The organism is Aeromonas sp. QDB54, from assembly GCF_027707385.1.
Lineage (GTDB): Bacteria > Pseudomonadota > Gammaproteobacteria > Enterobacterales > Aeromonadaceae > Aeromonas > Aeromonas hydrophila.
Genome location: NZ_JAPCIT010000019.1, coordinates 15,245 through 35,057, shown reverse-complemented (window position 1 = coordinate 35,057; position 19,813 = coordinate 15,245). Strand labels below are relative to the sequence as shown.

The 19,813-nt window shown below is 60.0% G+C and carries 18 protein-coding genes; 13 read left to right on the top strand and 5 right to left on the bottom strand.

The window, feature by feature from the left end; all coding sequences use genetic code 11:
* Window positions 1–10 precede the first annotated feature (10 nt).
* The 5 genes from fhuB to PG881_RS17660 form a co-directional block, all read right to left on the bottom strand.
* A complete protein-coding gene (gene fhuB, locus PG881_RS17680; protein ID WP_270801749.1) occupies window positions 11–1,993 on the bottom strand; it encodes a Fe(3+)-hydroxamate ABC transporter permease FhuB in 1,983 nt (660 codons plus the stop codon).
* Window positions 1,990–2,874 (bottom strand): ABC transporter substrate-binding protein, encoded by an 885-nt coding sequence (locus tag PG881_RS17675; RefSeq protein ID WP_270801825.1) that lies wholly within the window; start codon window positions 2,872–2,874, stop codon window positions 1,990–1,992. The genes fhuB and PG881_RS17675 overlap by 4 nt, the downstream gene beginning before the upstream one ends.
* A gap of 34 nt (window positions 2,875–2,908) precedes the next feature.
* The gene (locus tag PG881_RS17670) at window positions 2,909–3,673 is read right to left on the bottom strand and encodes an ATP-binding cassette domain-containing protein (protein ID WP_005307174.1); all 765 of its coding nucleotides are present in this window, start codon (window positions 3,671–3,673) and stop codon (window positions 2,909–2,911) included.
* Window positions 3,674–3,695: 22 nt separating this feature from the next.
* Window positions 3,696–5,354, bottom strand: a complete 1,659-nt coding sequence (locus tag PG881_RS17665; RefSeq protein WP_270801745.1) for a multidrug ABC transporter permease/ATP-binding protein — start codon at window positions 5,352–5,354, stop codon at window positions 3,696–3,698.
* Between the two features lie 79 nt (window positions 5,355–5,433).
* Window positions 5,434–7,542, bottom strand: a complete 2,109-nt coding sequence (locus tag PG881_RS17660; RefSeq protein WP_029305116.1) for a TonB-dependent siderophore receptor — start codon at window positions 7,540–7,542, stop codon at window positions 5,434–5,436.
* Between the two features lie 382 nt (window positions 7,543–7,924).
* Here PG881_RS17660 and mioC point away from each other — a divergent pair, with 382 nt between their 5' ends.
* From mioC to atpD, 13 genes are all read left to right on the top strand, one after another.
* Window positions 7,925–8,374: an FMN-binding protein MioC gene (gene mioC, locus PG881_RS17655; protein WP_270801740.1), complete on the top strand. Its 450-nt coding sequence runs from the start codon at window positions 7,925–7,927 to the stop codon at window positions 8,372–8,374.
* 509 nt (window positions 8,375–8,883) lie between these two features.
* Window positions 8,884–10,773: a tRNA uridine-5-carboxymethylaminomethyl(34) synthesis enzyme MnmG gene (mnmG, locus tag PG881_RS17650; protein ID WP_270801738.1), complete on the top strand. Its 1,890-nt coding sequence runs from the start codon at window positions 8,884–8,886 to the stop codon at window positions 10,771–10,773.
* A 20-nt stretch (window positions 10,774–10,793) separates the two neighbouring features.
* On the top strand, window positions 10,794–11,420 hold the full coding sequence (gene rsmG / locus PG881_RS17645; RefSeq protein ID WP_270801736.1) for a 16S rRNA (guanine(527)-N(7))-methyltransferase RsmG: 627 nt from the start codon (window positions 10,794–10,796) through the stop codon (window positions 11,418–11,420).
* 26 nt (window positions 11,421–11,446) lie between these two features.
* Window positions 11,447–12,250, top strand: coding sequence for a ParA family protein (locus tag PG881_RS17640; RefSeq protein ID WP_011707916.1), 804 nt, complete (start codon window positions 11,447–11,449; stop codon window positions 12,248–12,250).
* Window positions 12,247–13,155 (top strand): ParB/RepB/Spo0J family partition protein, encoded by a 909-nt coding sequence (locus tag PG881_RS17635; protein ID WP_011707915.1) that lies wholly within the window; start codon window positions 12,247–12,249, stop codon window positions 13,153–13,155. The genes PG881_RS17640 and PG881_RS17635 overlap by 4 nt, the downstream gene beginning before the upstream one ends.
* A gap of 190 nt (window positions 13,156–13,345) precedes the next feature.
* Window positions 13,346–13,756 (top strand): ATP synthase subunit I, encoded by a 411-nt coding sequence (locus PG881_RS17630; RefSeq protein ID WP_270801734.1) that lies wholly within the window; start codon window positions 13,346–13,348, stop codon window positions 13,754–13,756.
* A gap of 8 nt (window positions 13,757–13,764) precedes the next feature.
* Window positions 13,765–14,547, top strand: coding sequence for a F0F1 ATP synthase subunit A (atpB, locus tag PG881_RS17625; RefSeq protein ID WP_270801731.1), 783 nt, complete (start codon window positions 13,765–13,767; stop codon window positions 14,545–14,547).
* A gap of 58 nt (window positions 14,548–14,605) precedes the next feature.
* Window positions 14,606–14,848 (top strand): F0F1 ATP synthase subunit C, encoded by a 243-nt coding sequence (gene atpE, locus PG881_RS17620; protein WP_005307205.1) that lies wholly within the window; start codon window positions 14,606–14,608, stop codon window positions 14,846–14,848.
* A gap of 52 nt (window positions 14,849–14,900) precedes the next feature.
* A complete protein-coding gene (gene atpF / locus PG881_RS17615) occupies window positions 14,901–15,371 on the top strand; it encodes a F0F1 ATP synthase subunit B (protein ID WP_011707912.1) in 471 nt (156 codons plus the stop codon).
* A 13-nt stretch (window positions 15,372–15,384) separates the two neighbouring features.
* On the top strand, window positions 15,385–15,918 hold the full coding sequence (gene atpH, locus PG881_RS17610) for a F0F1 ATP synthase subunit delta (RefSeq protein ID WP_011707911.1): 534 nt from the start codon (window positions 15,385–15,387) through the stop codon (window positions 15,916–15,918).
* A 15-nt stretch (window positions 15,919–15,933) separates the two neighbouring features.
* Complete coding sequence (gene atpA / locus PG881_RS17605; RefSeq protein ID WP_011707910.1) at window positions 15,934–17,475, top strand: F0F1 ATP synthase subunit alpha; 1,542 nt, start codon at window positions 15,934–15,936, stop codon at window positions 17,473–17,475.
* A gap of 43 nt (window positions 17,476–17,518) precedes the next feature.
* Window positions 17,519–18,385, top strand: coding sequence for a F0F1 ATP synthase subunit gamma (gene atpG, locus PG881_RS17600; protein WP_011707909.1), 867 nt, complete (start codon window positions 17,519–17,521; stop codon window positions 18,383–18,385).
* Window positions 18,386–18,418: 33 nt separating this feature from the next.
* Window positions 18,419–19,807, top strand: coding sequence for a F0F1 ATP synthase subunit beta (gene atpD / locus PG881_RS17595; protein ID WP_005307215.1), 1,389 nt, complete (start codon window positions 18,419–18,421; stop codon window positions 19,805–19,807).
* The last annotated feature ends 6 nt before the right edge of the window (window positions 19,808–19,813 follow it).

Here is a 19,813-nt window from a genome sequence, read left to right as displayed (position 1 = left end):
ATCCACCAACCTAGAGGCGGCGCAGGCACCACATGAAGTAAGCGCCCCCTAACAAGGTGGAGACCAGCCCCACCGGCACCTCCTGCGGGAACAGGATCTGCTGGCCAATCCAGTCCGCCGACACCATCAGCAGGGCGCCGGAGACGGCGGCACCGAGCAGATGCCAGCGTGCCCGCACCAGTCCCATCAGCTTGGCCATGTGCGGCGCCAGCAGGCCGACGAAGGAGAGCGGCCCCACCACCAGGGTCGCGCTGGCGGTCAGCACGGCCACCAGCAGCAGGATGGCGAGTTGGGCCCGGTTGAGCCGAATGCCGAGCGCGGCGGCCACCGCCGGTCCCATCGGCAGCAGATCGAGCCAGCGGCTGAGCAGCAGACAGGCCGCCAGCAGCGTCAGCGCCAGCACGACCAACCCGCCGGCGATCGGCAGGGTGACGTAATAGGTGGAACCGGACATCCAGGAGAGCAGTTGTTGTACCCGCAGGTCACCGTTGGCCAGCGCGATGGCCTGCAACGGCTCGAACAGCGCCGTGATGGCGATGCCGGAGAGCAACAGCCGTTCCGGCTGGAAGCCGTGGCTGCGATTGACCAGCAGCAACAGCAGCAGACAACCGAAGGCACCGAGCAGGCCGCCGACCAGCATCATGGGCAGCGGCAGGGCGGGCAGCAGCAGCGCCGTGGCAATCACCCCCATGAAGGTGCCACCACTCACCCCCAGCAGCTCTGGGCTCGCCATCGGGTTGCTGCTGACCCGTTGCAGCAGGGTGCCCGCCAATGCCAGCAGCACGCCCGCAGCACCGGCCGCCAGGGTGCGCGGCAGCCGCCACTCCAGCTGGGCCTGCCAGCGCAGCCAGCTCGGCCAGTGCCAGCCGTCCATCCCCTGTCCAAACAGCAGGGAGGCGATCACCGCCAATACCAGCCCCATCAACATCAGGCCGACAAGGCGGGCCGGCGCCGGGTGGCGGGCCACCAGCAGGGCGGCATTCGCCTTCGGCGTGCCCGACTTGATGCCCAGGCGCGGGATCAGCCACAGCAGCAGTGGCGCCCCCAGCAATGCCGTCATGGCACCGGTCGGGATGAGCACAGAGCCGCTGCGGCTCAGGGATTGCAGCAGCAGATCGGTAGCCGCCAGCAGCAGAGCACCCAGTACCGGGGCCCACAGCAGCCGCAGGGCCAGTTTTCTCACCCCCAGCAAGCGCACCAGGGCGGGCGCCGCCAACCCGATGAAGCCGATCAGCCCCACCACGCTCACCACGCAGGCGGTGACGAACACCGCCAGCCCCAGCCCGGCGAAACGCAGGTGTTGAAGGGAGACCCCCAGGCTGCGGGCGCTGGCATCATCCAGCTCCAGCACCGCCAGCGGGCGCACCAGCACCGCGGCCAGCACGCCAGCCAGCAGCAGACGGGGCAGCAGGTAGCTCACCCCGCTCCAGCTGTTCTGCACCAGCGAGCCACTGCCCCACACCAGCAAGCCTTTCAGCTCCTCCTGAAAGAACAGCAGGAGCCCCATGCTGATGGCCGCCAGATAGAGGTTGATCACCAGCCCGGCAAAGACGATGACCACCGGATTGAGCTGGCGACGCCAGGCCAGGGCAAACACCAGGCCCATGGCGAGGCTGCCGCCGGCCATGGCGATCCACTCTCGCCCCAGCAGCAGCCAGGAGGGGGCAAACAGGGTCACCATCATCAGCGCCAGCTGGGCGCCGGAGGCCACCCCCAGGGTGGTGGGCGAGGCCAGCGGGTTGCGCAGCACCTGCTGCATCAGGGTGCCGGCCAGCCCGAGGGCGGCGCCAGCCAGCAGGCAGACGGCAAGACGCGGCAGCCAGCTGAAGTGGACCACCGCCTGGCTGGCATCGGTCAGATCCGGCGAAAACAGGGCCGCGAGCCAACGCGCCACCGGCAACTGACCGGCCAGCTCCCAACCGGCGAGCGCCAGCGTCAGCCCCAGCAGCAGGCTGACAGGCAGTCGCAGCGGCAATGGAAAAATCTGGTTCATTGCAGCCCCTCCCCGCTTTGCCCATCCTGCTGCAGCGCAGTACTGAGCTGCACGGCGAAGCGGCGCGCCGCCAGCACGCCGCCAAAACTCCACACCGCAGGCAGGTGCAGCACGGCCGCCGCCCTCACCTGTGGCAGCTGTTGCCACAGACCGGGTTCCTGCAGCCGCTCGCTCACCCCGACCGGGATCGGATCGACCACCACCAGCCGCGCTTGCGGCAGCGCCATCAACTGCTCCAGGCTGGCCACGGCAAAGCCCCAGGCATTGGTTTCCCCCTGCCAGCCATTGCGCAGGCCGAGCAGCTGCATCACCGCCTCGAACAGGCTGTGGCGGCCAAATACCCGCACATGGCGCTCATCGATGAACTGCACCACCAGTAGGGGCGGCAGATCTTCGGGTAATGTGGCCCGCATCTGCGCCAGATCCTGGTCCAGCCCGGCCAGCAGTTGCTCGGCTTCGGCGGTTTTGTCCACCAGCGCGGCGATGGTCAGGGTCGCCTCATGCAGCCGCAGCCATAGATCGGCATCCGGCTCGTAGAGCGCGATGGATTGTACCGGCGCGATGCGGGAGAGGGTCGGCGCCAGCGGGGCCGCCAGCGGCGAGATGAGGATGCGATCGGGTTTGAGCTCGGCCAGCAGCTCGCGGTTGGGCTGGGCGCGCTGGCCGATATCCACCACGGCGGCCGGCAGCAGCGGTTCGCCGACCCAGGCGCGGTAGGAGCCGACATCCCCCACCGCCAGCGGCGTCACCCCGAGCGCCAGCAGGGTTTCGGCTATGGTCCAGTCGACGGTAGCGATACGGGGTACCGGCGCGGAGGCGGTCTGGGATGTGTCTGCCTGCGCTGCAAGCGGCAGCAGCAGGCCGACAAGGCAGGACCCCATCTTCTTCAATAAACGGTTCACGAGAGGCCCCCGGTCAGACGATGGCGATGGCGTGGTCATGGGCCGGGTGGCGAATGACCTCCATCGGGATGCCATAGATGGCGTGCAGGGTCTCGCCGGTCATGATCTGCTCGGGTTCGCCGTGGGTGAGCAGGCGGCCGGAGTGCAGCGCCACCAGCCGATCGCAGAAGCGGGAGGCCATGTTGATGTCGTGAATGACGATGATGACCCCGAGCTTGAGCTGACGGCTCAACTGCTTGACGAGCGTGAGCACCTCCACCTGATGGGCCACGTCCAACGCGGCCAGCGGCTCGTCCAGCAGGATGAAACGGCTCTCCTGGGCCAGAAGCATGGCCAGCCAGACCCGCCCCCGCTCGCCACCGGAGAGGGTATCCACCAGCCGATCGGCAAAGCGTTCAGTATGAGTAAGAGCGATGGCCCGTTCGACCTGGCGGTGATCCTCCGCCCCCATCCGGCCCAGCAGGCCGCGCCAGGGGTAGCGACCCATCTCCACCAGCTCCCGCCCGAGCAGGTTTTCGGCGCTCGGCAGATGCTGGGGCAGATAGGCCACCTGACGGGCGAAGTCGCGCGCCCCCCACGCCGGCAGCGGCTTGTCATCGAACCGGATCTCGCCGTCACTGAGCGGCTGCTGGCGTGCCAGCAGCTTGAGCAGGGTGGATTTGCCCGAACCGTTGTGGCCGATGAGGCCATAGACCTTGCCCTGCTCGAAACAGAGATCGGTGGGGTGCAGCAGCGTGCGGTCATTGACCGCGAAGCTGGCTGATTTCATCTCAAACATAAGCGGTTCCTGTTGGCCGGGTTCAAACCGGCACCTCTGCATTCAAGTCACAATCCAGATGGGCGACCGCATCGCGGCTCACCTGCTCGCGCCGCTCGCCGGTCAGCTCGCTGAGCCGGCCCTGGCGCATCTCCAGCAACCGGTCGGCCTGGGAGAAGTAGAGATCGTCGTGGCTGATGGCGATCACCGTCTTGCCCATCTCCTTCAGGCGCGGCAGCAGCAGCTGATAGAAGATGCGGCGGAACTGGGGATCCTGATCCGCGGCCCACTCGTCGAACAACATCACCTCGCGCTGCTCGGCCAGCGCCAGCAGCAGGGCGACCCGCTTGCGCTGCCCCTGGGAGAGGTCGATATCGGCGATGAAGCCATCTTCGATGGTGAGCTTGCTGCCCATCTGCAGCCGCTCCAGCCACTCGGCCACCAGCTCATCCTTGGGTTCCGGCCCCAGCAGGTGCTGGAACAGGTGATAGTCGGTGAAAATGGCGGAGAAGAGCGCCAGATAGGCGTTGCGATTGGTGACCGGCTCCCCATCCAGCAGGATCCGGCCCGCTACCGGCTGATAGAGGCCGGTCAGCAGCATGGCTAGGGTCGACTTGCCGGAGCCGTTGCCACCGATGATGAAGATCTGCTCCCCCTTTTCGATGACCAGATCGATAGGGCCGACGGCAAAGCCACCCTCCCCCTGATAGTGAAAGCTCACCTGCTCCAGCTCGATGCGCTGCCAGGCGCGGGGCGCGGACGGCAGCGGGAAGTTGGCGTCCGGCGCGGCCAGATTGAGGGCCGCTATTTTGTCGAACGCCACCTGGGCGGAGAGCAGAGTCGGCAGGGCGCCAATGCCCTGCAGCAAGGGGGTGCGCAAGAACAGCAGGGTCAGCGCGAAGGTGGCGGCCACCTGGGTGTCGGCCCAGCCCAGCCCGTTGGCCAGGAAGAAGACCAGACCGATGGCCCCCAGCATCATGATATTCGACCAGTTCACCGCGCTCAGGTGATAGGTATCGGCGCGGATGATCTGCTGGCGGTAGTCCTGCGCATTCTGCTGATAAAGCTGGTGATAGACGAAGTGGGCCCGCTCACGGTTGAGCGCCAGCTCCTTGCTGCCGGCGATGATGGCCTGATAGTTCTGATAGAGCCGATCCTCGGCCTGACGCATGTGGGAGAGATGGCGATAGACCCGGTTCACCAGCAGCCAGCCCACCACCATGGTGAAGGTGACCCAGAGGGTGGTGACGCCGAGCAGAGCCGGCGACAGCCAGCCGAGGTAGAGGGCCGACCCCAGGGTGAGCACCAGCCCCTGCACCAGCTCAGGCAGGCGCACGAAGGCGATGGTGATCTGGCCGATGTCGCTGGAAAGAGAGGCCAGCAGCGGCCCCTGGCCAATCTGGCGCAGGCGGGCGACATCGGTATCCAGCAACTGCTTGAGCAGGCGGCCGCGCAGCCGGTAGACGAAATGATGGCCGAGGGTGGTCAGCGCCAGCTGAGAGCCGAGCGTGATCACCAGCAGCAATAAGATGAGGCCGATCAGCTGGCCGAGCACCGGTAGCGGATCGCCGACTGATTCGACGAGAGACTGATTGATAAAGGCAATGACACCAATCCCGCTGACGGCACTGAGCAGGCTGAGCAGGGTAATGGCGATGAAGGGCCAACGATATTGGCGATAAACCAGAGACAAGAGTTCCATAACGGACCGGTATTCCAGAGAGATCAGAGCAACTGCAGGTGAAAAGAAGGGCGGGAACCGGGTTCCCGCCCGACTTCGATTACCAGCGGTAGTTGATGCTGCCCACTACGCTACGCGGCTCGCCGTAGTAGCAGTAGTAGTCGCAGCTGGCCACGTAGGTATCACCCAGCAGGTTGTTGACGTTGAGCTGAGCACGCCAGTTCTTGGCAAAGTCATACCCGATCATCGCATCCCACACGGTATGGGCCGGCACCTCGGCCGAGCCGTAGATGGGGGTGTAGTCCGCATTCACGGCACCGATGCCGACGCTGGAGCCGACGTAGCGCACGCCGCTACCCAGTTCCAGACCGGAGACCGGACCCTGCTGCACCTTGTAGTTGCCCCAGAAGGAGGCCTGGTGGCGCGGGATCAGGCTGGCACGGCGATCCCCCTTGCCGGTGTCGTTGGTCTTGGCATCGGTATAGGTGTAGGCGGCGGTCAGGCGCAGCGCCTCGGTGGCCTGCACGCTCCCTTCCAGTTCGACCCCCTGGGAGGTCACTTCACCGGCCTGGGTCTGCTGGCCGGAACCGGTGGAGACCAGCGAGTTGGTCTGTTCCAGATCGAACAGGGCCAGGTTGATGTAGCCATCGAGGAAACTCGGCGCGTACTTGACGCCGGTCTCGTACAGAGTGCCCTTGAGCGGCTTGTAGGATTGGCTGGTGTTGGGGTCGATCCCCGGCAGCACCTCGAACGACTCGGCATAGGCAATATAAGGAGAGAGACCGTTGTCGGCCAGGTACATCAAGCTGCCGGAGAGGGAGAGCTCGTGATCATACTGCTTCTCGTTCTTGCCCTTGGCTTCGCTGATGTTGTGGGTCTCCACGTAGTCGAAGCGACCACCACCGGTCAGCAACCAGCGATCGTCCCAGCGGATCTGGTGCTGGGCGTAGAGGCCGCTCTGGCCCTTGGTGCTCTTCTGATGGGTGGCGGTGGATTCATCAAAACCGGGGAAGCCGCTGTAATCCGGGTTCATGGTATTGATGGAGCCCATGCCGTAGTTGTCGGCTTCCTGGCCTTCATTGACATGGCGCTGCAGATCCACCCCCAGCAGCAGGGTCTGCTCGGTGCTGTCGGTGTTCCAGTAACCCACCATCTGGTTGTCCATGGTGGCGCTCTTGGTGGTGCCATCGCGATAGACCAGGCCACGGAAGGCGGTAGTGCCTTCATAGGTCGGGAAGATATAGGTCTGGCGCAGCAGCAGATCGTTGTAGTTGAAGCGGACGTTCTGCTTGAACTCCCAGGTCTGGTTGAGCTGGTGGGCCAGCTCGTAACCGGTGGAGATCTGGGTGTTGCGGTTGCGATCGTAATCCGGCTGGCTCAGGTTGGTGCTGGGATCGATCTGGCCACCGCTGGTATTGAGGGTGCCGTAAACCGGGAAGAAGCCGTTGGTCGGCACCCCTTCGTCGTGCAGGAAGCTGGCCAGCAGGGTCAGGCTGGTGCGATCCGAGAGATCGAAGGTCACGCTCGGCGCCAGATAGACGCGATCGTTGTAAGTACCGTCCAGCACGCCGTCACGCTCTTTATAAAGAGCAACCATGCGGTAGCGGCTGTTGTCGGTCAGCGCATCGGAGACATCCACCCCGATCTGGCGGTGATCCCGGCTGCCGAGCTGCAGATCCAGCAGCCCCTGCGGGGTGGCGGTCGGCCGTTTGCTGATGGCATTGATCACGCCACCGGGAGGCGCCTCCCCGTAGAGGATCGAGGCCGGCCCTTTCAGCACTTCCACGCTCTCCAGGCCGAACGGCTCCGGCGTCCAGACATAGTAACCGGTGCCGAACAGGCGGTTGCCGTCCAGATAGGAGGCGGCATCGAAGCCACGCACCTTGAACCAGTCGGTATTGTTGTCGGAGCCATAGAGGCCGCTGAGCACGCCGGAGCGATAGCGCAGGGACTCGTCAAGCTGCTGCACGGCGTGCTGATCCAGGTCCTCGCGATTGACCACGGAGACGGCGCGAGGCGTCTCGGCCATCGGCACTTCCACCTTCATGGCGGTGCCGGTGACCACCATGGTCTCGCTGGCCTTGGGCAGTTCTTTCGGTTGTTCGGCCGCCAGCACGGGCAGGCTGGCCAACAGGCAGGAGAGCGGCAACAGTTGCTGTGCGCCTCTCTTTCGCATTGCTGCGATGGGGGTGTCTTTTTGCGCAATCATAGTAAGTGTCTCAAATATCAATTAGTTGTTTCTGATTTCTTATTATTGGTGCCCGGTCATGCCGGTTGCCCGGTTCCTCAGGCGAATAAAGCAGCGACATGCTACTACAGGAGCCATGATCGAATCGATTCAATAATTGCTAATCATTTGCATCTGCATTGTTACTTAACGTATCAAGGCGTCGATTGAGCAGCATATGAAGGGGGGAGCCGATCTTTTTCTGCCAATCGGCAAGAAGGCGTCAACGGAGCGTCGGGGATCCCCATTGATGGGCAAAAAGCACCGAGGATCCATTATCCCCAAGCTTTATCCATATTTATCCACACCCTTTGGCGGTAGAATCCGGCTTTCCCTCGCTTCGTCAGAAATCAGGATCCATTCCATGGCCAAACTCAATCTCGTCGTCGGTTCCATGCTGGGAGCCGCCGAATATGTCGCAGACCACGTCGCCAGCCTGCTGGAACAGGCAGGCCATCAGGCCGAGATCCACAATCCGGCCAGCCTGGCCGAGGTGCTCGCCGAGCCCGAAGCCATACTGCTGGTGGTCACCTCCACCCACGGCGCCGGCGATGTGCCGGACAACCTGCAGCCCTTCGCCAAGGATCTTGCCGAGCAGCATCCGGATCTTAAAACATTGAAATATAGCGTGATCGCGCTGGGTGACAGCAGTTATGACACCTTTTGCCAGGGCGGCAAGACGCTGGATCGACTGCTGGCCGAGTGCGGCGCCAGCCGGATTGGAGATCGTCTGGACATCGACGTGACCCAGCACGAGATCCCGGAAGATGCCGCTGAAGGCTGGATCCGGGACTGGCTGGCATTGATCGCCTGAACGGGAGCGGGAGATCCGGTAAAAAAGGCCTTGATCTCCCCGCTTATCCCCAGATCGCTATCCACCAGGTTATTAACAGATGGATCCGGATAAGTTGTTCTACGCCGTTACCCACAACGCCGCCGAAAAATGTGTATAACTATGGTGTGAAACTCTGTAAAACCTATAGTTATCCATGTATGAGATCCAGAGCGGCAAGCCTCTGTGTATAAAAACCCTTGTTATCCCCCAGTTCACGGGGCCAGGATCCAAGCTTTTCCACAACCTGGGATCGTCTTTAACACGATGATCTTTATGATCAAAAAGAGCTTATCAACAGAAGTGGCGGATCCTAATAAAAGATCCAATAAAAGATCGATCTAAAGATCCTTAAGATCTATTTAGTGGATCCTCCCTCCATACTGAACGCTAAGTAGACGTTCCCCTCAGGGCGTGAAACAGATAGAATGTTCCGCCCTTCAGCCCAGGCAAATAAAGATCTTCAGGCGTGCAGATCAAGGTGATCCCCAATGCAATACCATGAACAATTTGATGTGATCGTCGTTGGCGGCGGTCATGCAGGAACCGAAGCAGCAACAGCGGCAGCCCGGATGGGGCTGAATACCCTGTTGCTGACCCACAATATCGATACGCTGGGACACATGTCCTGTAATCCGGCGATCGGCGGGATCGGCAAGGGACACCTGGTCAAGGAAGTAGATGCCCTCGGCGGGATCATGGCACGCGCCATCGATCTTGGCGGGATCCAGTTCCGCACCCTCAACTCCTCCAAAGGACCGGCAGTGCGCGCCACCCGTGCCCAGGCGGATCGCCTGCTGTACAAGGCCGTCGTACGCCAGATGCTGGAGAACTACCCCAACCTGAAGATCTTCCAGCAGGCCTGTGACGATCTGATCATGGACGGGGAGCGGGTTGCCGGCGTGGTCACCCAGAGCGGGATCCGCATCAGTGGCAAGACGGTAGTTCTGACCGTCGGCACCTTCCTGAACGGCCTGATCCACATCGGGATGGAGAACTACAAGGGCGGCCGCGCCGGGGATCCTCCCTCGATCGCTCTCGCCCAGCGCCTGCGGGAACTGCCACTGCGCATCGATCGCCTCAAGACCGGCACACCGCCGCGCATCGATGCCCGCAGTGTCGATTTATCGGTGATGCAGGCCCAGTACGGCGACGATCCGCGTCCGGTCTTCTCCTTCATCGGCGACGCCAGCCAGCACCCGCGTCAGGTGCCCTGTTATGTTACGCATACCAACGAGCGCACCCACGAGGTGATCCGCAACAACCTGGATCGCAGCCCCATGTACGCCGGGGTGATCGAGGGAATTGGGCCGCGTTACTGCCCGTCGATCGAGGACAAGATTACCCGTTTTGCCGACAAGACGGCGCACCAGATCTTCGTCGAGCCGGAAGGCCTGACCACCCACGAACTCTACCCGAACGGGATCTCCACCAGCCTGCCGTTCGACGTGCAGGTGCAGATCGTCCGTTCCGTGCGCGGCTTCGAGAATGCCCATATCACCCGTCCCGGCTATGCCATCGAATATGACTTCTTCGATCCGCGGGATCTCAAGGCCAACATGGAGAGCAAGTGCATTCCAAACCTGTTCTTCGCCGGCCAGATCAACGGCACCACCGGTTATGAAGAGGCGGCCGCCCAGGGTCTGCTGGCCGGTCTGAACGCCGGTCTGCGAGCGCAGGAGAAAGATGCCTGGCATCCGCGCCGGGATCAGGCCTACATCGGCGTGATGATGGACGATCTCTCCACCCTGGGGACTCGCGAGCCCTACCGCATGTTCACCAGCCGCGCCGAATATCGTCTGCTGCTGCGCGAAGACAACGCCGACCTGCGTCTGACCGGCATCGGTCGTGAACTGGGTCTGGTGGACGACGAGCGCTGGGGCAAGTTCAACGCCAAGATGGAGCTGGTGGAGCAGGAGCGTCAGCGTATGCGCTCGACCTGGATCTACCCGCAGCATCCGTCGCTGGAAGCCGTCAATGCCCTGGTCAACACCCCGTTGACCCGCGAGCAGAGCCTGGAAGAGCTGCTGCGTCGCCCCGAGGTGACCTATGAGGCCCTGATGGCCATCGAGGGGGTCGGTCCGGCCCTGCCCGATACGGCAGCCGCCGATCAGGTGGAGATCCAGATCAAGTACGCCGGCTACATCGAACGCCAGCACGACGAAGTGGAGAAGCAGCTGCGCAACGAGAACACCCTGTTGCCGCTGGACATGAACTACCGCGACGTCAACGGCCTCTCCAACGAGGTGATCGCCAAGCTCAACGATGCCAAGCCGCAGACCATAGGTCAGGCGTCCCGCATCTCCGGCATCACCCCGGCGGCCATCTCCATCCTGCTGGTTCATCTGAAAAAACACGGCCTGCTGCGTAAAACCGCCTGAGGATCCTACCGTTGCAAAACATGCTGGAAAGATTGAACGGCCTGCTCATGCAGGCCGGAATTGTTATCACCGATACCCAAAAGACCCAGTTGGTTCAGCTTGTCGAGTTGCTGCACAAGTGGAACAAGGCTTACAATCTCACCTCGGTACGAGATCCGGACGCCATGCTGGTCAAGCATATCCTCGACAGCCTGGTGGTGAGCCAGCACCTGCACGGTGAGCGCTTCATCGATGTGGGCACCGGCCCGGGCCTGCCCGGCCTGCCGCTGGCGATCATCAACCCGGACAAGCAATTCGTGCTGCTGGACAGTCTGGGCAAGCGGATCAACTTCATCCGCCAGGTGATCCTGGAGCTGGGTTTGACCAACGTGACGCCGGTCAAATCCAGGGTCGAGGAGTATCAGCCCGAGGTCGGTTTTGACGGCGTGCTGAGCCGGGCATTCGCCTCGCTGGAAGACATGCTGAGCTGGTGTCACCATCTGCCGTCGGCCCAGGGCAGCTTCCTGGCGCTCAAGGGACAATTCCCCGAGCAGGAGCTGGCCCGGTTGCCCGCCAACATCCATCTGGTCGCCTCCCATCAACTGGTGGTACCGGAGCTGGAAGGCGAACGTCATCTGCTGGAATTCAAACATATCCAGCCCGAATAGGGTCGCAGTTTCATTTAGGGGACAGTGTGGGAAAAGTCATCGCCATAGCCAACCAGAAGGGTGGAGTGGGTAAAACCACCACCTGTGTGAACTTGGCCGCCTCCATGGCCGCTACCCGCCGCAAGGTGCTGGTGATCGATCTGGATCCGCAGGGCAATGCCACCATGGGTAGCGGTGTCGACAAGTACGACGTCGAGCGCACCGCCTATGAGCTGCTGATCGAGGACGCCCCCATCGGCGAGGTGATCATCCCCGAAACCTCCGGGGGCTATCACCTGATCGCCGCCAACGCCGACGTGACCGCAGCCGAAATCCGGCTGATGGAATTTTTCGCCCGCGAGATCCGCCTGCGCAATGCGCTGGCCTCGGTACGGGACAAATACGACTACGTCTTCATCGACTGCCCGCCTTCTCTCAACATGCTGACCGTTAACGCCATGGCCGCCGCCGATTCCGTGCTGGTGCCCATGCAGTGCGAATACTATGCGCTGGAAGGGCTCACCGCCCTGGTCGACACCATCAGCAAGCTGGCAGCCGTGGTCAACCCGGAGCTGAAGATCGAGGGGGTGCTGCGCACCATGTTCGATCACCGCAACCGGCTGGCCAATGATGTGTCCGATCAGCTTAAACAGCACTTCGGGGACAAGGTCTATCGCACCATCATTCCCCGCAACGTAAGACTGGCTGAGGCGCCGAGCTTCGGTGCGCCGGCCATGCACTATGACAAATCATCGGTGGGCGCCAAGGCCTATCTGGCTCTGGCTGGCGAGATCCTGCGCCGTCAGGAGCAGGAACGTCAGGTGACCATCGCAGACCGAGAGAGCATATGACGCCGAAAAAACGTGGGCTGGGCAAGGGGCTGGACGCTCTGCTCAGCACCAGCACGGCCGCGCGCCAGAAACAGGTGATGAGCGACCAGCGCACCGAGCAGGCCATGGCCCCGACCAACCAGGGCGAGCTGCGCAAGCTGCCGGTGGAGTGGCTGCAATCCGGCAAGTACCAGCCGCGCAAGGATATGTCGCAGGATGCGCTGGAAGATCTGGCCAACTCCATCCGTGCCCAGGGGGTGATCCAGCCCATCGTGGTGCGTCCGCTCGGCGAGCACTCCTTCGAAATCATCGCTGGCGAGCGGCGCTGGCGCGCCTCCCAGCTGGCCCGCCTCGAAGTGGTGCCCTGCCTGGTCAAGGACGTGCCTGACGAGGCGGCCGTCGCCATCGCGCTGATTGAGAACATCCAGCGCGAGGATCTCAATGCCATCGAAGAGGCGGTCGCCCTGCAGCGGCTGCTGACCGAATTCGAACTGACCCACCAGCAGGTGGCCGAGGCGGTGGGCAAGTCCCGTACCACGGTCACCAACCTGCTGCGCCTCAATCAGCTCAACGACGACGTGAAGCGCTTCGTCGAGCACGGCGACCTCGACATGGGTCATGCCCGCGCCCTGCTGGCCCTGAGCGGCCAGGCCCAGTCCGAACTGGCGAAACTGGTGGCCCAGAAGGGGCTGACAGTGCGAGATACCGAGAAGCTGGTGCAAAAAGCGCTGGAACCGGCAAAAGCCAAGGTCGAGCCCGTCCGTGATCCCCAGTTTGGTTATCTCGAGCGCCAGATTTCAGAAAAAATTGGCAATCAGGTACAACTTCAGCCGGGAAAACAGGATAGCGGTAAGTTAGTAATAAGTTACGAGAACTTGGCGGATTTGGACCGGGTATTGGGCTATTTTGGCCTGTCAGAAACGTGATTTTTACGCTTTTTGTAGTAATAAAACATCCATTCCTTTTGATATGAACATAACCTTAATTCTGTGCGGAAAGCCGCAAAAATTAAGGATTTTTGCCATGTTGCAATAGCTGTCTTCAAGGGTATAATTTGACCGGCTTTTGGGGCTGTAAACGCGGGGTCTTCGGATCCCGATTTTTTACAGTTCTGTAATGTTCAGGGGTAGGTTGGTGAAGCAGAAAATAGCCTTGGAAGGTTTGACGCTGGCCTTGGCTATGCTCGTTTGTCAGCTCGTCCTGATCCTGGCGATCAGTACCATCTGGTTTTACCAGACCGGTGCGTTTGCCGGACGCTCCTCCCTCTTCGGGGGGGGCATGTACTGGGTTCCTCAAGCCCTGTTCACGCTCTGGGTTCTGCGCCGCAAGGTGACGAAGGAGAGTGTGGGCCTGGTTCTGCGGGACTTTTATGGTGGGGCAGGGATTAAGCTCATTACTACAACAGGACTTTTCGCCCTGATGTTTGGCGCCGGGATCGAGGTCGATACCGTCTCGTTCTTCGCCACTTATATCCTCGCCCTCGTTGTACAGTGGATAGTCTCATTCACGCTTAACAACCACTATTAGGAAAACTCATGTCTGCAACCGGAGAAGTCCTGACTCCTCAGGGATATATCTCCCACCATCTGACCCATCTGCAAGTCGGGTCTGGGTTCTGGACGGTGAATATCGATTCCATGATATTTTCCGTCTTGCTAGGCGCTCTGTTTATCTGGTCGTTCCGCCGTGTCGCCGTCAAGGCTACCAGCGGTGTGCCCGGCAAACTGCAGTGCTTTGTGGAGATGCTGGTCGAGTTTGTGAGTGGTAACGTCAAGGACATCTTTAACGGTCGTAACAAGGTCATCGCACCTTTGGGCCTGACAGTGTTCGTGTGGATCTTCCTGATGAACCTGATGGATCTGATCCCCGTTGACTTTATCCCCCACGCTGCACAGTTGATGGGTGTTCCCTATCTGCGTGTGGTTCCCTCTGCTGACGTTAACATCACCATGTCCATGGCTTTGGGCGTGTTCTTCTTGATCCTGTACTACAGCATCAAGGTCAAGGGTATCGGCGGGTTCGTGAAGGAGCTGACGCTTCAGCCTTTCAACCACCCGGCGGCCATCCCGGTTAACCTCATCCTGGAAACTGTTACGCTGATTTCCAAACCTGTTTCTCTGGGTCTTCGACTGTTCGGCAACATGTATGCTGGCGAACTGATCTTTATCCTGATTGCGGGTTTGCTACCCTGGTGGTCACAGTGGATCCTGTCCGTGCCTTGGGCAATTTTCCACATCCTGATCATCACTTTGCAGGCGTTTATCTTCATGGTGCTGACCATCGTCTATCTGTCGATGGCACAAGAAGACCATGGTTGATGCAACTCAAATAATCCTTTTTATACAATCAATTACATCTAAATAAATGGAGATCCTCATGGAAAACTTGAACATGGACCTGCTGTACATCGCTGCTGCAATGATGATGGGTCTGGCGGCTATCGGCGCGTCCATCGGTATCGGTATCCTGGGTGGCAAGTTCCTGGAAGGCGCTGCTCGTCAACCTGACCTGATCCCTGTTCTGCGTACCCAGTTCTTCATCGTGATGGGTCTGGTGGATGCGATCCCGATGATCGCCGTTGGTCTGGGTCTGTACGTGATGTTTGCGGTTGCTGGCTAAGTCTCAACGACTCCCGGACATAACCCATTAACTAACTAAGAGGACATAGGCTGTGAATATCAACGCCACCCTCCTCGGCCAAGCAATTGCTTTTTTCATCTTCGTAGTGTTTTGCATGAAGTACGTATGGCCGCCGCTGATGGCAGCCATCGAAGCCCGTCAGAAAGCCATTGCTGACGGTCTCTCTTCCGCGGAGCGTGCCAAGAAAGATCTGGATTTGGCCAAGGCCAACGCCACCGATCAGCTGAAAGAAGCCAAGCTCCAGGCTGCAGAAATCATTGAACAGGCTAACAAACGTAAAGCCCAGATCATTGATGAGGCTGCTGCCGGTGCCCACTCTGAGCGGGAAAAAATCCTGGCTCAGGGCCGTGCCGAGATCGAAGCTGAACGTCATCGTGCCAAAGAAGAACTGCGTAAGCAGGTTGCTGCTCTTGCCATTGCTGGTGCAGAGAAGATCCTGGCGCGTCAAATCGACCAGGCTGCCAACAGCGACATCGTCGACAAACTGGTAGCAGAACTGTAACGGGAACGGGGCTATGTCTGAACTGACTACAATCGCTCGCCCCTACGCCAAGGCTGCTTTCGAGTTTGCTGTTGAGCACAAGGCGGTTGACCAGTGGCTGGGGATGCTCGGCTTCGCTGCACAAGTAGCGGAGAACGAGACCATCCACAACCTGGTAAACGGCTCTGTGGCTGCTGAAGAACTGGCAAGTATCTTTGTCGGTATCTGCGGTGAGCAACTCGACGAGCATGGTCAGAACCTGATCCGGGTGATGGCTGAGAATGGTCGCTTGGGTGTGCTGCCGGCGGTCGTTGCTGAATTCGTCGCGTTCAAGGCTGAACTGGATAAAGAAGTTCAGGCTGACGTGATTTCGGCGATCGAACTGACCGACCAGCAGAAAGCCAATATTCAGGCTTCTCTGGAACAACGTCTCGCGCGCAAAGTGAAGCTGAATTGCAGCATGGATGCGTCCTTGATGGCCGGGGTGCTCATCAAGGCCGGTGATCTGGTTATCGACGGTACAGTCCGCGGTAAGCTGGATCGCATGGCTGACGCGCTGCAATCTTGATTGGGGTATTAGAGCATGCAACTGAATTCCACTGAAATCGCCGAGCTGATCAAGCAGCGCATTGCGCAGTTTGATATCAAGAGCGAAGCGCGTAACGAAGGTACCATCGTCTCTGTGAGCGACGGTATCATTCGTATTCACGGCCTGGCCGATGCCATGCAAGGTGAGATGATCGAGCTGCCGGGCAACCGCTACGCTCTGGCATTGAACCTGGAGCGTGACTCCGTCGGTGCGGTGATCATGGGTTCCTATGACGGTCTGTCAGAAGGAATGAAAGTAAAAGGGACTGGCCGCATTCTGGAAGTGCCGGTCGGTCGTGGTCTGTTGGGCCGGGTGTTGAACACCCTGGGTCAGCCGATCGACGGTAAAGGTCCAATCGACAACGACGGCTTCTCGCCGATCGAAGTGATTGCACCGGGCGTTATCGAGCGTAAGTCTGTTGACCAGCCGGTCCAGACCGGTCTGAAAGCCATCGATGCCATGATCCCTATCGGTCGTGGCCAGCGTGAGCTGATCATCGGTGACCGTCAGGTTGGTAAGACCGCCATCGCGATCGACACCATCATCAACCAGAAAGACTCCGGCATTAAGTGTGTCTACGTTGCGATTGGCCAGAAGGCCTCCACCATCGCCAACGTGGTGCGCAAGCTGGAAGAGCACGGCGCCCTGGCCAACACCATAGTGGTGGTTGCCTCTGCTTCCGAAGCTGCCGCTCTGCAGTACCTGGCTCCGTATGCCGGCTGCTCCATGGGTGAGTACTTCCGTGACCGCGGTGAAGACGCGCTGATCATCTATGATGACCTGTCCAAGCAGGCCGTAGCTTATCGCCAGATCTCCCTGCTGCTGCGCCGTCCGCCAGGACGTGAAGCTTACCCGGGTGACGTTTTCTATCTGCACTCCCGTCTGCTGGAGCGTGCTGCTCGCGTCAACGCCGAGTACGTAGAGAAGTTCACCAATGGTGCCGTGAAAGGCCAGACCGGTTCTCTGACCGCGCTGCCGATCATCGAAACCCAGGCGGGTGACGTATCTGCATTCGTACCGACCAACGTGATCTCCATCACCGATGGTCAGATCTTCCTGACCTCACAGCTGTTCAACTCCGGTATTCGTCCGGCGGTTGACCCGGGTATCTCCGTATCCCGTGTGGGCGGTGCTGCTCAGACCAAGATCGTCAAGAAGCTGTCCGGTGGTATCCGTACTGCGCTGGCCCAGTATCGCGAACTGGCGGCATTCGCCCAGTTCTCCTCCGATCTGGACGACGCAACCCGCAAGCAGCTGGACCACGGTCAGAAAGTGACCGAGCTGATGAAGCAGAAACAGTACTCTCCGCTGAGCGTGGCTCACCAGTCTCTGGTGCTGTTCGCCGCGGAAAAAGGCTATCTCTCCGATGTCGAGCTGAACAAGATCGTCGACTTCGAAGCCGCTCTGCTCTCTTACGCCAATACCCAGCATGCTGAGCTGATGGCTGAAATCAATGCCAAGGCCGACTACAACGACGCGATCGTTGGCAAGCTGACTGCGTTGCTGGATGACTTCAAGGCAACCCAGACCTGGTAAGCGTGTGTGGCAGCGCGAGCTGCCACCTGATGGAGAGTAAGAGATGGCCGGCGCAAAAGAGATACGTAACAAGATCGGGAGTGTGAAAAACACTCAGAAGATCACCGGCGCTATGGAAATGGTGGCAGCAAGCAAGATGCGCCGTGCGCAAGATCGCATGTCTGCCAGCCGTCCGTACGCTGAAACCATGCGCAAGGTGATCGGCCATATCGCTCAGGGGAACTTGGAATACAAGCACCCCTACCTCATCGAACGTGAGGTCAAGCGAGTGGGTTACATCGTCGTCTCCACCGACCGTGGCCTGTGTGGCGGTTTGAACATCAACCTGTTCAAGGCTGCCCTCAATGATATGAAGCAATGGAGCGCGAAAGGAGCCAAGGTTGACCTGGCTCTGATCGGCAACAAGGCCTCCAACTTCTTTGAACGGCACGGCGCCAAGGTGAAAGCTCATGTCGCAGGACTGGGCGATAACCCGAGCGTCAATGACCTGATTGGTTCAGTCAAGGTCATGCTGAAGGCTTACGACAACGGTGAGATTGACAGGCTGTACCTGGTGTACAACAAGTTCGTCAACACCATGGTTCAGCAACCACGAGTCGATCAACTGCTGCCTTTGCCCGTAACTGAAGACAGCAAGCTTGCCAAGAAACACCACTGGGATTACCTCTATGAGCCGGATCCCAAGCAACTGCTGGATACCCTGCTGATTCGCTACGTCGAATCCCAGGTCTACCAGGGGGTAGTGGAAAACTTGGCAAGTGAACAGGCAGCCCGAATGGTTGCCATGCAAGCCGCGACTGACAACGCCGGTAACCTGATTAACGATCTGCAACTGGTATACAACAAGGCCCGTCAGGCCAGTATTACCCAGGAACTGACAGAGATCGTATCCGGTGCTGCTGCGGTGTAAGGCAAGGGTTATCAAAGGTTTAGAGGATTTGACATGAGTAACGGTTTCATCGTCCAAATCATCGGCGCTGTGGTGGACATCGAGTTCCCGCAAGATGCCGTGCCCCAGGTGTACGATGCACTGAAGGTTGTCAGCGAAGGTCAAGGCCAGGGTCTGGTGCTGGAAGTTCAGCAACAGATCGGTGGCGGCGTCGTTCGTTGCATCACCATGGGCTCCTCCGACGGTCTGCGTCGTGGGTTGGAAGTAGTGAATAGCGGTAAATCCATCCAGGTGCCGGTCGGTGTATCGACTCTGGGTCGGATCATGAACGTACTGGGCGATCCGATCGACGAAAAAGGTCCGATCGGTGAAGAAGAGCGTTGGTCCATCCACCGCGCGGCTCCCAGCTACGAAGATCAGTCCAACAGCAACGACCTGCTGGAGACCGGCATCAAGGTTATCGACCTGGTATGCCCGTTCGCCAAGGGTGGTAAGGTTGGTCTGTTCGGTGGTGCCGGTGTAGGCAAGACCGTCAACATGATGGAGCTGATCCGTAACATCGCGATCGAACACAGCGGTTACTCCGTGTTCGCCGGTGTAGGTGAGCGTACCCGTGAGGGTAACGACTTCTACCACGAGATGATGGAGTCCAACGTACTGGACAAAGTATCTCTGGTTTACGGTCAGATGAACGAGCCGCCCGGAAACCGTCTGCGCGTGGCGCTGACCGGTCTGACCATGGCCGAGAAGTTCCGTGACGAAGGTCGTGACGTGCTGTTCTTCGTGGACAACATCTACCGTTACACCCTGGCCGGTACTGAAGTATCCGCACTGCTGGGCCGTATGCCTTCCGCAGTAGGCTACCAGCCGACCCTGGCCGAGGAGATGGGTGTTCTGCAGGAACGTATCACCTCCACCAAGACTGGTTCCATCACCTCCGTACAGGCCGTTTACGTGCCTGCGGATGACTTGACCGACCCGTCTCCGGCGACCACCTTCGCCCACCTGGATGCGACCGTCGTACTGTCCCGTCAGATCGCGGCACTGGGTATCTACCCGGCCGTTGACCCGCTGGACTCCACCTCCCGTCAGCTGGATCCGCTGGTGGTTGGCAAGGAGCACTACGAGACTGCTCGTGGCGTTCAGACCGTACTGCAGCGCTACAAAGAGCTGAAGGACATCATCGCCATCCTGGGTATGGATGAACTGTCAGAAGAAGACAAACTGACCGTAGCCCGTGCCCGTAAGATCGAGCGTTTCCTGTCCCAGCCGTTCTTCGTGGCAGAAGTGTTTACCGGTTCCCCGGGCAAATACGTGCCGCTGAAAGAGACCATCCGTGGTTTCCAGGGCATCCTGAAAGGCGAGTACGACGATCTGCCGGAGCAGGCGTTTTACATGGTTGGCAGCATCGACGAAGTTGTCGAGAAAGCCAAGAAACTGTAAGCCTCG